Source organism: Metapseudomonas resinovorans DSM 21078, assembly GCF_000423545.1.
GTDB classification, from domain to species: domain Bacteria; phylum Pseudomonadota; class Gammaproteobacteria; order Pseudomonadales; family Pseudomonadaceae; genus Metapseudomonas; species Metapseudomonas resinovorans.
Genome location: NZ_KE384030.1, coordinates 122,571 through 135,697 on the forward strand (window position 1 = coordinate 122,571; position 13,127 = coordinate 135,697).

General features: G+C 63.3%; 10 protein-coding genes and 2 tRNA genes. 9 read left to right on the top strand and 3 right to left on the bottom strand.

What is annotated here, in order from left to right; genetic code table 11:
- Positions 1-106: 106 nt before the first annotated feature.
- Positions 107-2,041 (top strand): methyl-accepting chemotaxis protein, encoded by a 1,935-nt coding sequence (locus tag G559_RS0123945; RefSeq protein WP_028630657.1) that lies wholly within the window; start codon positions 107-109, stop codon positions 2,039-2,041.
- 115 nt (positions 2,042-2,156) lie between these two features.
- Here G559_RS0123945 and G559_RS0123950 read toward each other — a convergent pair.
- Positions 2,157-2,243: transfer RNA gene (locus tag G559_RS0123950), tRNA-Leu, on the bottom strand.
- Positions 2,244-2,352: 109 nt separating this feature from the next.
- A tRNA-Leu gene (locus tag G559_RS0123955) sits at positions 2,353-2,439 on the bottom strand.
- Between the two features lie 205 nt (positions 2,440-2,644).
- On the opposite strand from G559_RS0123955, the gene rnr reads away from it, so the two are divergent.
- The 8 genes from rnr (at position 2,645) to alr (ending at position 11,062) form a co-directional block, all read left to right on the top strand.
- Complete coding sequence (rnr, locus tag G559_RS0123960; protein ID WP_028630658.1) at positions 2,645-5,392, top strand: ribonuclease R; 2,748 nt, start codon at positions 2,645-2,647, stop codon at positions 5,390-5,392.
- Positions 5,389-6,135 (top strand): 23S rRNA (guanosine(2251)-2'-O)-methyltransferase RlmB, encoded by a 747-nt coding sequence (gene rlmB / locus G559_RS0123965; RefSeq protein ID WP_028630659.1) that lies wholly within the window; start codon positions 5,389-5,391, stop codon positions 6,133-6,135. Before rnr ends, rlmB begins: the two co-directional genes overlap by 4 nt.
- Positions 6,136-6,343: 208 nt before the next feature.
- The gene (gene rpsF / locus G559_RS0123970; protein ID WP_028630660.1) at positions 6,344-6,751 is read left to right on the top strand and encodes a 30S ribosomal protein S6; all 408 of its coding nucleotides are present in this window, start codon (positions 6,344-6,346) and stop codon (positions 6,749-6,751) included.
- Between the two features lie 28 nt (positions 6,752-6,779).
- A complete protein-coding gene (rpsR, locus tag G559_RS0123975) occupies positions 6,780-7,010 on the top strand; it encodes a 30S ribosomal protein S18 (protein ID WP_003452992.1) in 231 nt (76 codons plus the stop codon).
- 36 nt (positions 7,011-7,046) lie between these two features.
- Positions 7,047-7,940, top strand: coding sequence for a hypothetical protein (locus G559_RS0123980; RefSeq protein ID WP_028630661.1), 894 nt, complete (start codon positions 7,047-7,049; stop codon positions 7,938-7,940).
- Between the two features lie 21 nt (positions 7,941-7,961).
- A complete protein-coding gene (rplI, locus tag G559_RS0123985; RefSeq protein WP_028630662.1) occupies positions 7,962-8,408 on the top strand; it encodes a 50S ribosomal protein L9 in 447 nt (148 codons plus the stop codon).
- Positions 8,409-8,519: 111 nt separating this feature from the next.
- On the top strand, positions 8,520-9,914 hold the full coding sequence (gene dnaB, locus G559_RS0123990) for a replicative DNA helicase (RefSeq protein WP_028630663.1): 1,395 nt from the start codon (positions 8,520-8,522) through the stop codon (positions 9,912-9,914).
- 71 nt (positions 9,915-9,985) lie between these two features.
- Positions 9,986-11,062, top strand: a complete 1,077-nt coding sequence (alr, locus tag G559_RS0123995) for an alanine racemase (protein ID WP_028630664.1) — start codon at positions 9,986-9,988, stop codon at positions 11,060-11,062.
- A gap of 71 nt (positions 11,063-11,133) precedes the next feature.
- Here the strand turns inward: alr and G559_RS0124000 are convergent, their stop codons facing one another.
- Positions 11,134-13,041, bottom strand: coding sequence for a diguanylate cyclase (locus G559_RS0124000; protein WP_028630665.1), 1,908 nt, complete (start codon positions 13,039-13,041; stop codon positions 11,134-11,136).
- Positions 13,042-13,127: the final 86 nt, after the last annotated feature.

Consider the following 13,127-nt stretch of genomic DNA (forward strand, 5'->3'; position numbering starts at 1 on the left):
AGTGGTCGCAAATGTCGCGCTGCTGGTCGGCACGTACCTTGCTGGCACTTTATAAATCCGAGTTGTCGCCGTTATAGCGGTAACGGTCGTTAAGGAGCCACAAGTCGTGTCAGCCATCCTGTCTTTGTTGCAAAGCCGTTTACTGCGTCCCGTCTTCATCGCCTTGGGCATTGCCCTGCTGGTGCAGGTGGTGGTGGCCGTTGCCCTGACGCGGAGCACTGTGAACTCCCTGGTGGATGAGCTGGGTGTGCGGCTGGGTAGCGATACCCAGCGCCTCGCGGATGATCTGGGGCTCGCCGGGCAGGAGGTTGCCGGTAGCTTGAGTGCGCTTTCCGGCAAGACTCGCGAGCGTCTGGGGGCGGGCCTCAGTGAGCGTCTCCAGCAGGAGCAGGCCCAGCTGCGCCAGACCTTGGAGCAGAACCTCAAGGAGTCGGCCAACGATCTCGCCCAGCTACTCGCTGCCGTAGCGCCGCGTGCCATGTGGGATAACGACGTGCCGACGCTGTCCGAGTTCGCTCGTCGTGCTCAGCGCAATCCCAACGTGCTGTTCATCATCTATGACGACGCGAATGGTCAGCATCTGACCCGTTACCTCAATCGCGAAAATCCGCAGATCAAGGCGCTGTTGGCCAAGGGGCAGGGTGATCGGGCGCTGGACAAGGTGCTGAATGCAGCAGCCAGCGACCCTTCGGTCTACCTGGTGGATGCTTCCATCAGCCCAAATGGTGTGGAAATCGGCAAGGTGCGCATGGGTGTGTCCACCGCCTCGGTCGAACAGCAGTTGAAGGCGCTGGACCAGCGTTTCGCCACCCTGATTGCCAGTGGTGGCGAGTTGGTGGGCGAGAGCCTCTCCGGCGCTGCCACCGAAAGTAGCGCGGCTCTGACTGCCCGCCTGCAGTCGGCTCGCGAGACGGCTGGCAACATGAGTGCTGGCACTCGTCAGGCTGTGGAGTCGGCGGCGGGTGAGTTGCGCTGGCGCATCGGCTTGGGGTTGGCGCTGGTCGGTCTTGGTGTGCTGCTGGTGCTGGCCGTGGTGCTGGGGCGCCGTGTGGTGGTTCGCCTGCGTCTGTTGATCACTGCGCTGAACGACCTGGCGGCCGGCGAAGGTGACCTGACGCGCCGGGTTCAGCTGGACAGCCGTGATGAAGTGGGTGAAATGGCCGCTGCGGTGAACCGTTTCGTCGACAAGCTTCAGCCCATCGTGCGTGAGGCGGGCGATGTGGCGCAGCGCACGGGCGTCGAGATCAAGGCGCTATCGGAGCGTAGTCAGTCCGCGGAGGCTGCGACCCAGCGCCAGCGCAGTGAGGTGGAAGGCAGCCTGAGTGTGCTGGCGGGTATGGTGTCTGAGGCTCAGGCCGAAAGTCATGCAATGCAGGATGCCCTGCGCCAGGTGGGCGAAATTCGCCAGGCGGCCCAGGACAATGCGGCTATCGCGCGCAAGGTTGGTGGTTTGATCGAGAACCTGGAGGCGCGAGTGCAAAGCGGATCCGAGGTGATCGAGCGCCTGGCGCGGCAGAGCGAACAGATCGAGATGGTGTTGTCGGTGATTCATGGTATTGCCGAGCAGACCAACCTGCTGGCGCTGAACGCGGCGATCGAGGCTGCGCGGGCGGGGGAAAGTGGGCGTGGATTTGCCGTGGTGGCAGACGAAGTAAGGGCGCTTGCGAGCAAGACCCAGCAGTCCACCGGCGATATCCAGGAGCACATCACTGCATTGCAGACCGGTGCGCGCGAAGCTGTGTCGGCTATCTCTCAGGCGCGTGAGCGTGCGGTGGAGGGGCTGGAGGCGCTGCGCGACAGCGAGCGCTTGCAGCAAGGCGTGCAGCAGGCTGTGGAGCAAGTGCATGGAGCGGTGCAGGCCGCCGCGCGCGCTGCGCAGCACCAGGCGGCGGGAGCAGATGGGGTGCGTGGTCGGGTGGACGTGATCCATTCCGAGGCCAGTCTGGCGGCTGAAGCGGTGGCGGCGACTGCCAGCAGTGGGCGTGTGCTCGCCGGTCTGGCCGATCAGCTCAAGGCCAGCCTGGGGCAGTTCAAGGCGTAGAATGCGTTCAGGGGATGGGGGCGGGGCGCAGGCTCGGCCCCTTGACCTGGACGCTATCGAGGTTTCCGAACGTCAGATAGCACAAAGCCGAGCAGAGCTCGGCTTTGTTTAAGAGTGGTGCCCAGGAGAAGACTCGAACTTCCACGGTGTTGCCACCGCTAGGACCTGAACCTAGTGCGTCTACCAATTCCGCCACCTGGGCACATTGCGATGATTGCTCATCGACTTATACGGTGTTCATCGTTGAACGACACGGAACCATACGATCCGTTAAACAAGAAACCGAGCTTTGCGGCTCGGCTTCAAAAGAGTGGTGCCCAGGAGAAGACTCGAACTTCCACGGTGTTGCCACCGCTAGGACCTGAACCTAGTGCGTCTACCAATTCCGCCACCTGGGCACTGGATGCGATGATTGCTCATCTGCTTCCTTCACAACGTCTCAGCGACGCTGTGGGCGCGAACTATACGAGCCGACTTTTGTGTTGTAAACCCCTGAGCGCGAAAAAAATTATTCTTCGGACTAAGCTGACCGACAATCGGAATTCGCGCTTCAATAAGAGACATGGCAAATCCCTCTATGGATAAAAAGGTGATCACCCCCTGATGGCCGATTGGCAGAACCTCGACCCCGAGGCCGCTCGTGAGGCGGAAAAATACGAGAACCCCATCCCCAGCCGCGAGTTGATCCTGCAGCGCCTCGATGAGCGCGGTGCCCCCGCCAGCCGAGAGCAGTTGGTAGAAGAATTCGGCCTGACCACGGACGAGCAGCTGGAAGCCCTGCGCCGTCGACTCCGCGCCATGGAGCGCGATGGTCAGCTTATCTATACGCGCCGCGGCACCTATGCGCCGGTGGACAAGCTCGACCTCATCTGTGGTCGTGTCAGTGGCCACCGCGACGGTTTCGGCTTCCTCATTCCCGACGATGGCAGCGACGACCTGTTCCTGAGCCCGGCACAGATGCGCCTGGTATTCGACGGTGACCGCGCGCTTGCGAGGGTTTCCGGCCTTGATCGACGCGGCCGCCGCGAGGGTGCGCTGGTGGAGATCATCGGGCGTGCCCATGAAACCCTGGTAGGCCGCTTCTTCGAGGAGAGCGGTATTGCACGGGTCGTGGCGGACAACCCGAAGATTCAGCAGGAAGTGCTGGTGCCCGCCGGCAAGCAGGGTGCTGCCAAGCATGGCCAGTTTGTCCAGGTGAAGATCGAGCAGTGGCCGAGCAACTTCCGTCTCGCACAGGGTGAAGTGGTGGAAGTGCTGGGCGACTACATGGCGCCGGGCATGGAAATCGAAGTAGCCCTGCGCAGCTACGACATTCCCCATGAGTGGCCGGCCGCCGTGTTGAAGGAAGCCGCCAAGCTCAAGCCAGAGGTGGCAGAGAAGGACAAGGAAAAACGCATCGACCTGCGTGACCTGGCCCTGGTAACCATCGATGGCGAGGACGCTCGCGACTTCGATGACGCCGTCTATGCCGAAGCCCGCAAAGGCGGCGGCTGGCGTCTGATCGTCGCCATCGCCGACGTTTCCCACTACGTAAAAGTGGGATCGGCGCTGGATGAAGAGGCGAGCAATCGCGGCAACTCGGTGTACTTCCCGGAGAAGGTCATCCCGATGTTGCCGGAGGTGCTGTCCAATGGCCTCTGCTCGCTGAATCCGCTGGTGGATCGCCTGGCCATGGTCTGCGACATGACCCTATCCCGCGCCGGGAAACTCACCGGCTACGAGTTCTACGAGGCGGTCATCCATTCGCATGCGCGGCTCACCTACACCAAGGTCAGCCAGTTCCTGGAAACCCCGGACTCCACTGAGGCCAAGCTGTTCGCCGAACAGTTGCCGCATCTGGTCACGCCCCTGCAGCAGCTCTACAAGCTCTACAAGGTGTTGTTGGCGGCTCGCCAGGTCCGTGGCGCGATCGACTTCGAGACTCAGGAAACCCGTATCGTATTCGGCGCCGACCGCAAGATCTCCGAGATCCTGCCGACTCAGCGCAACGATGCTCACAAGCTGATCGAGGAGTGCATGCTCTGCGCCAACGTGGCGACTGCGCGCTTCCTCATGCAGCACGAAATTCCGGCGCTCTACCGCGTTCACGAGGGGCCGCCGAGCGAGCGCCTCGACAAGCTGCGGCAGTTCCTTGCCGAACTGGGCCTGACGCTCAATCGCGGCAAGAGTGAGCCGACCCCGAGCGACTACCAGGCCCTGCTGGAAACGATCCGCGAGCGCCCTGACTATCACCTGATCCAGACCGTAATGCTGCGCTCCCTCAGTCAGGCGGTATACAGCCCGGACAACGAAGGGCACTTCGGTCTCAACTATGACGCCTACACCCACTTTACTTCGCCCATCCGGCGATATCCGGACCTGCTGGTCCACCGCGCCATCCGTGGACTGATCCGCTCCAGGCGAGAAAGCGCCCATGTGCGTCGCGCCGGCGCCGCAGCCATGCCCAAGGCGCGCATCTATCCCTACGACGAAGTTCGCCTGGCGCAACTCGGCGAGCAGTGCTCGATGACTGAGCGCCGCGCCGACGAAGCCACGCGCGATGTCACCAACTGGCTGAAGTGCGAGTACATGCGTGACCGCGTGGGTGAGACCTTCCCTGGTGTGATCTCGGCGGTGACCGGCTTCGGCATCTTCGTCGAACTGATCGACATCTATGTGGAAGGCCTGGTGCATGTCACGGCCTTGCCGGGCGACTACTACCACTTCGACCCAATCCACCATCGTCTCTCCGGCGAGCGCAGCGGTCGCAGCTTCCGCTTGGGTGACACGGTGGAAGTCGTGGTGGCGAGGGTCGATCTGGATGAGCGCAAGATCGACTTCGAACTGTCCGACAACGTCCTAAGCGCGCCGGTCGGCCGCAAGAATCGTGGCGCCGACAAGTCCGCCCCAGTCAAAGGCAAGGCCAAGGCTGCCGAGCCCAAGGTCGGCAAGGGCCGTAGTCGGGGCGCCAAGGGTGCTGCTCGCCACGCCCAGCAAGACACTCCCCAGCAGGAACCGAGGGCAGCCGTGGCGTCGCGTCGGCAGCGGGCTGGCAAGGTTCAGGCATTGCCTGCCGTGCCGACGGAGATGCTCGCCCAGGCCGAGGAAATGCTCGGCAACACCGATGTGGGCAAGAGCAGGGCTATGAAGCAGGCCTTGCTCAGCGAGGCCCGTCAGGGCGCCAAGGCCAGCAAGGGCACGCGCCCGGCGCAGAAGCCCCTGGATAAACCTGTCAAGGGTGAAGTGACCGCTGCAGCCAAGCCGCCAAAGAAGAAAGCCAAGGCGGCGAAGGCCAAGGCCGCCAGTAAGCCCTCGAAACACCGTAAGGGACCGCCGAAACCCAAGGCGCCCAGTAGCAAGGTCAAGAAATGAGTCAGTTGGAAAAGGTTTACGGCGTACATGCCGTGGAGGCGCTGCTGCGTCATCACCCCAAGCGCGTCAAGCAGCTCTGGCTGGCGGAAAGTCGGCATGATCCGCGAGTCCAGGTCCTCCTCGACCTGGCCGGCCAGCACCGCATTGCGGTTGGCCACAAGGATCGCCACGAACTGGACGAATGGGCAGAAGGCGTCCATCAGGGCGTGGTGGCCGAGGTCAGTCCCAGCCAGGTGTGGGGCGAAAACATGCTCGACGAGTTGCTCGAGCGCACTTCGGGTGCGCCCCTGCTGCTGGCCCTGGACGGCGTTACCGACCCGCACAACCTCGGAGCCTGTCTCCGCACTGCCGACGCGGCAGGCGTGCTGGCGGTGATCGTACCCAAGGACAAGTCCGCGACCCTCAATGCCACAGTGCGCAAGGTCGCTTGCGGTGCGGCGGAGGTCATGCCGCTGGTGGCGGTGACCAACCTGTCACGTACCCTGGAGAAGCTGCAGAAGAAGGGCCTCTGGGTGGTCGGTACTGCCGGCGAAGCGACTCAGGAGGTCTATGAGCAGGACATGACCGGGCCGACCGTGCTGGTCATGGGCGCGGAAGGGAAGGGCATGCGCCGCCTGACCCGCGAGCACTGCGATTACCTGGTCAAGCTGCCCATGGCTGGCAGCGTCAGCAGCCTCAACGTCTCGGTGGCCACCGGGGTCTGCCTCTTCGAAGCGGTGCGCCAGCGCCGCACCCGCACTTAGTGCGGGGTTGCCCGGGCCGTTTTTCTGCTGCTCCGGGCTGTTCAAAGTTTCGCCAATTTACCTTGCGCGGCATTCGACCCTTCTCTAGAATGTCGCCCCTTGCCGTGAGGGCAGGCTATTGCGCGCCCTCGGCTCGGCAAGCCAAAACGAGATATTCACTCCTTGCCTGACCACTAAGTTGGCAGGCTACAACCCGTAAGGAGCATTTATGCGTCATTACGAAATCATCTTCCTGGTTCACCCGGACCAGAGCGAGCAGGTTGGCGGCATGGTTGAGCGCTACACCAAGCTCATCGAAGAAGACGGTGGCAAGGTTCACCGCCTGGAAGACTGGGGCCGTCGTCAGCTGGCCTACGCCATCAACAACGTTCACAAGGCTCACTACGTGATGCTGAACGTTGAGTGCAGCGGCAAAGCCCTGGCCGAGCTGGAAGACAACTTCCGCTACAACGACGCCGTCCTCCGCAACCTGGTCATCCGCCGCGACGAAGCCATCACTGGCCAGTCCGAGATGCTCAAGGCCGAGGAAAACCGCAGCGAGCGCCGTGAGCGCCGTGAGCGCGTTGAGACTGACGCTGTCGCCGAAGGCGATGACAGCGACAACGCTGACGAGTAATCCACGGATCTATTGAGGAGCCAAGTTCATGGCACGTTTCTTCCGTCGTCGTAAGTTCTGCCGTTTCACCGCTGAAGGCGTGAAAGAGATCGACTTCAAGGATCTCAACACCCTGAAGGCCTACATCTCCGAAACCGGCAAGATCGTTCCGAGCCGTATCACCGGCACCAAAGCCAAGTATCAGCGTCAGCTGGCTACCGCTATCAAGCGCGCCCGCTACCTGGCCCTGCTGCCCTACACCGACAGCCACGGCCGTTGATCTCGGTCGGTCGACCTAGGTAAGGAATAGATCGCAATGCGCGCTCTGGCTGAGTTCATCATGCGCGGTCGCATGCAGGCCACCCTGGTGGTGGCGGGTGCTGCGGCCCTGCCCATGATGTTTTGGCTGAGCGCAGCCGCCGGCAGCCTGGTGCTGCTGCGGCGTGGTATGAACGATGCTCTCGGCATTATTGCCTGGGCTCTACTGCCGGCCCTCGGCTGGTGGTACTTCGGCGAACCGCGCACCCTGATGGTGTTGCTCGGTGCGTTGGGGTTGGCCCTGGTACTGCGTTCCAGCGTGTCCTGGACGCGGGTGCTGATGATCAGCGTGGCGCTGGGTCTGCTGTACGGCCTGGTGCTGGGCGCGGTGTTCCGCGAGCCCATTACCGCCATGGCGGGTGAGCTGCAGAAGCTCATGCCGCAGGTGATGGGCACCGTCTATTCGCAGTTGGCGGAAGACGAGCGAGCGCGCCTGGGAGCCATGGTCGCGCCGGTCCTGACCGGCCTGATCGCGGCGCTGCTGCAACTGGTCAGCGTGCTGAGCCTGATGCTCGGTCGCTACTGGCAGGCAGCCCTGTACAACCCCGGTGGTTTCGGTGGCGAGTTCCGCGCCGTGAAACTGCCGGCGGCACTGGCTTTCGGCCTGCTGGCCGCCATGTTGCTGGGTCCGAACCTGGGCCTGGAGCTGGCGATGCTGACGCCGATCTGCAGCGTGCCGCTGGCTTTTGCCGGCCTTGCCCTGGTGCACGGTCTGGCAAAGCAGGGTGGACTGGCCGGTTTCTGGCTGGTGGGGCTTTACCTGTCGCTGCTGCTGTTCATGCAACTGATCTATCCAATACTGGTGGTTTTGGCCATCGTCGACAGTCTGATTGATTTTCGTGGTCGCAAGGCGCGCAAGAATGGCGCCGGCCCCGCGAACGGTGAAGGTTAAAAGTTAAGAGGTAAGACTCAAATGGAAGTCATCCTGCTCGAAAAAATCGCCAACCTGGGCAACCTGGGCGACAAGGTGAACGTAAAGTCCGGCTACGGCCGTAACTACCTGCTGCCGCAAGGCAAGGCCACCGCTGCTACTGCCGCGAACGTTGCTGCGTTCGAAGCTCGCCGCGCTGAGCTGGAAAAGCAGGCTGCTGACAAGAAGGCCACCGCCGAAGCTCGCGCTGCCCAGCTGTCTGAACTGGAAGTGACCATCACTGCCAGCGCTGGCGACGAAGGCAAGCTGTTCGGTTCCATCGGCACTCACGACATCGCTGACGCCCTGACCGCCGCTGGCGTTCCGGTTGCCAAGGCTGAAGTCCGCCTGCCGAACGGCACCATTCGCCAAGTTGGCGAGTACGACGTTGCTCTGCACCTGCACACCGACGTCGAAGCTGCGGTCAAGCTGATCGTGATCGCTGGCTAAGCAAGCCGTCGAGTGGACTTGCACTCAGGTGCAGGGCCGCTAACATCGGGCACGTCATTGCGAAAGCGATGACGTGCCCGATGTCTTTCTACCCCAAGATTTTCCGAGCCCATGAACGATATCTCCGTCCCGGAACAGTTCGACCTGCAAACTTCCGCCCTGAAAGTGCCGCCGCACTCTATCGAGGCCGAGCAGGCCGTCCTCGGGGGCCTGATGCTGGACAACAACGCCTGGGAGCGCGTGCTCGACCAGGTGTCCGACGGCGACTTCTACCGTCACGATCATCGGCTGATCTTCCGCGCCATCTTCAAGCTGGCCGAGCGCAACATGCCGTTCGACGTGGTGACCTTGTCCGAGCAACTGGACAAGGAAGGCCAACTGCCCCAGGTCGGCGGCCTGGCCTACCTCGGCGAACTGGCCAAGAACACGCCGTCCGTAGCCAACATCAAGGCCTACGCCCAGATCATTCGCGAGCGCGCCACACTGCGCCAGCTGATCGGCATCAGCACCGAGATTGCCGATAGCGCCTACGCCCCCCAGGGACGTACTGGCGAAGAGATCCTCGACGAAGCCGAGCGACTGATCTTCCAGATCGCCGAAGCGCGCCCGAAGACCGGCGGCCCGGTGGGCATCAACGACATCCTGGTCAAGGCCATCGACCGCATCGACGAGCTGTTCAACAACGGCGATGCCATCACCGGCCTGTCCACCGGCTTCAACGACCTGGACAACCTGACCAGCGGCCTGCAGCCGGCCGACATGATCATCGTCGCCGGCCGTCCGTCCATGGGTAAGACCACCTTCGCCATGAACCTGGTGGAAAACGCCCTGATGCGTAGCGACAAGGCGATCCTGGTGTATTCCCTGGAGATGCCCTCCGAATCAATCGTGATTCGTATGCTCGCGTCCCTTGGCCGCATCGACCAGACCAAGGTTCGCGCTGGCCGCCTGGACGACGACGATTGGCCGCGCCTGACTTCCGCGGTCAACCTGCTCAATGACCGCAAGTTGTTCATCGACGACACCGCCGGCATCTCGCCCTCCGAGATGCGTGCCCGTACCCGCCGCCTGGCGCGCGAGCACGGCGAGATCGGCCTGATCATGGTCGACTACCTGCAGCTCATGCAGATTCCCGGCTCCAGCGGCGACAGCCGGGTTAACGAAATCTCCGAGATCTCGCGCTCGCTCAAGGCCCTGGCCAAGGAGTTCAACTGCCCGGTGATCGCCTTGTCTCAGTTGAACCGGGGACTCGAACAGCGCCCGAATAAACGCCCGATCAACTCCGACCTGCGTGAATCCGGGGCGATCGAGCAGGACGCCGACATCATCCTGTTCGTGTACCGCGACGAGGTCTACCACCCCGAGACCGAGTTCAAGGGCGTCGCCGAGATCATCATCGGCAAACAGCGTAACGGTCCATTGGGTACCGCGCGGCTGGCCTTCCTCGGCAAGTACTCGCGCTTCGAGAACCTGGCACCAGGTGCCTACAACTTCGAAGACGAATAAGTCGTGGATCAATGAGAGAGGGCGTCCAGGCGGTATGATGGGCGCCCGTTTTCGTTCATGAGCCCGTCTCAATGCGCCCGCTGATCGCCGCCGTCGACCTCTCCGCCATTCGCCACAACTACGCCCTGGCCAAGCGCTGCGCACCTGGCCGGCAGGCCTTCGCGGTGGTCAAGGCGAATGCCTACGGCCATGGCGTGCGAGAGGTCGTCAGCAGTCTGCACGGTGAGGCTGATGGCTTTGCCGTGGCGTGCCTGGAAGAAGCTGCCGAAGTCCGCGCCTTGGACGACGAAGCGCGAATCCTCCTGCTGGAAGGCTGCTTCGAACCGGCCGAGTACCAACTGGCCTCCCAGCTCGGCCTGGACTTGGTCGTGCAAGGGGCGGAGCAGGCTGAAGCGCTACTCGCGTCCGAGCTGGCGAGGCCGCTGAACGTCTGGCTCAAGCTCGATTCCGGCATGCACCGCCTCGGCTTCGCCGCAGACGAGCTGCGCCGCTGGCATGGCCACCTGCGTGGCGCTACCCAGGTGGCCGAACTCAACCTGATCAGCCACTTCGCCTGCGCTGACCTGCGTGGTCACAGCCTCAACGAGGTGCAGCTGGACAGCTTCCTCGACCTGCTGAGCCTGGACTTCGACCAGCGCAGCCTGGCCAACTCGGCGGCCATCCTGACCCTCCCCGCCGCGCATATGGACTGGCTGCGTCCCGGCATCATGCTTTACGGCGCCTCGCCGTTTGCCGATCTCAGTGCTGCCGATCTTGGCCTGAAACCGGCCATGAGCCTCAGCGCCCAGCTGATCGCCGTGCGCGAAATCGCAGCGGGCGAAGCGGTGGGATATGGCGCTACCTGGGAAGCGGCTCGGCCGTCGCGCATTGGCACCGTCAGCTGCGGCTATGCCGATGGCTACCCGCGTCATGCGCCCAATGGCACTCCGGTCGTGGTCAATGGTCGTCGCGTGCCCCTGGCAGGGCGTGTATCCATGGACATGCTGGCGGTGGATCTCAGCGACATGCCGGAGGCCCGTGTCGGTGATCCGGTGGAGCTTTGGGGCGCTCAGTTGCCGGTGGATGAACTGGCCCAGGTCTGCGGCACCATCGGCTACGAGCTGTTGACCAAGGTTACTGCGCGCGTGCCACGCCGCTATCTGGCCTGAATCGTCCTGCTTGAACGCCTTGCCGCTCTGGTGGTTCGAGCGGTGGGAGCGAATGGGTGGTGACGCGGTCCCTACAGCAACCCGCTGCGAATCTTCAGCACATCCAGTTGCAGGCTGGCCTCGCTGGACAGCTCGCCATCTTCGCCAAACACCGCCAAGCCTGAGCGGCCGCGGGCCTTGACCTTGTACAGGGCCTGGTCGGCGGTCTGGTAGAGCCCGGAGAAATGCCGGGCATGCTGCGGGTAGAGGGCGACGCCGATGCTGATGCTCACTGACAGCTTCTCTGCGCCGTAGCACATGGGGGCCGCCAGCTCTTCCAGCAGACGATGGGCCACATCGACGGCCTCGGCTTGGGCGTCCGGCCCGCCGATCAGCACGGCGAACTCGTCACCGCCCAAGCGCGCGACCGCATCGCCCCCGCGCACATGTTCGCGCAGGCGTCGACCTATGGTTCGCAGCATTTCATCGCCAGCGTCGTGGCCGAAGCGGTCGTTGATCGGCTTGAAGTGGTCGAGGTCGATCAGCATCAGCGCCAGCGGCTCGTCGTGACGCTTGGCGTTGGCCAGGGCCGACTCAGTGCGCTCGATCAGATAGCGGCGGTTCGGCAGCTCGGTCAGGGAGTCGTGGAAGGCGGCGTGTTCCAGCGCCCGCTCACGCTCGCTGAGGCGCTGGTTGGCCGCGGCCAACTCGGCGGTACGCGTGGTGACAGCAGTCTGCAGTTCGTCCGCGCTGGCCTGCATCTGTGCCAGGCGTGCGGTCTTCTCGCGGTCGGCCTGCTCCAGGGCGGCGGCGCGCTCCTGCTTGAGCATCTGGATGCGGTAGGCCAGCGCGAAAGAGAACAGGATCGACTCCGCGGCGACGGCAACGGGGAACATGTAGGCGGTGAAGTTGATCGGCTCGATCAACCCGGCGGCACGCATTACCAGTACCGCGGTACTGATCAGCACGGTGCCGTAGCCGATCAGGTAGAAGCGCGCCGGAATGAAGCCCTGGCGCCAACGGATCACCGCAATGATCAGGGCAGTGGGCACGGTGACGATAGGGGTAATGGCGATCAATATCGCGCCCTCGGCCCGGTAGCCGAAGACGTTGATCACGATGGCGATGGCGTATAGCACGCAGGCCACGTTGAACAGGCGATCGGCCCAGCGCAGGCTCCGGCGGGTGTAGAGCAGCTCCTGGGTGAATCGCATCACGAAGATGCCCCAGAGCGAGGGGAGGGTGATGCGGTCCAGCCAGACGGGTACCGGCGCATCCGGCCAAAAATACTGGAAGCCGTGCCCGGTCATGCTGAGGATGAAAATCAACGCCGACGCGGTGGCCAGCACGTACCAGAGGTAGGCGGTGTCGCGCAGTGCCGCGAGGATGAACAGGTTGTACAGGAGGAGCGCCAGGATCACCCCGTAAACCAGGCCGAAACCCAGGTTCTCGGTGGACTTCAGCTCCTTCAGGTCATCCAGCTGCCACACCTTCAGCGGGAAGGAGTTGCCCGCCGGGTCGTAGCTGCGGAAGTACAGGGTCAGGGGCTGGGCGTCGATCTCCGGCAGCTTGAACAGCATGCGCCTGTAGGAATAGTCGCGGGTTTCCGCGAAGGGCAGGACCTCACTGGTCTCCTTGCGACTCCAGCCGCCTTGGCCATCCGGCAGGAACAGGCTGACCCGATATACCGTGATGCCGGAGTTCTCCAGCCACCATTGCTGCGGCGCGTCGCTGCTGCGGCGGAGTTGCACCCTTACCCACCAGACGCTGCGGCTCTGGCCGACGGTCGCGCGGCCATTGGCCGGGGTGAAGCGCTGCTGTACCTCGGGGGCGGCCATGTCCTGGATGTCCAGCGTGCCATCCGGGTCTTCCAGCAGGTCAATCGCCCCGTTGAGCGTCGCACCGCTGCTCTGCGGCGTGAGTTCGAAGGCCGCCTGGGCTGGCAATGTCAGGCCCAACCAGCAAAGGAGCAGGAGGAGGGTCAGGGTCGGACGTGGCACCGCACATGCTCCTTGTAAGTTTTTTCCACTGCGGCTTGGCGGTATCTGTGTCGGCCGAAGTATAGCGATCTGGAGAATTTGTGATC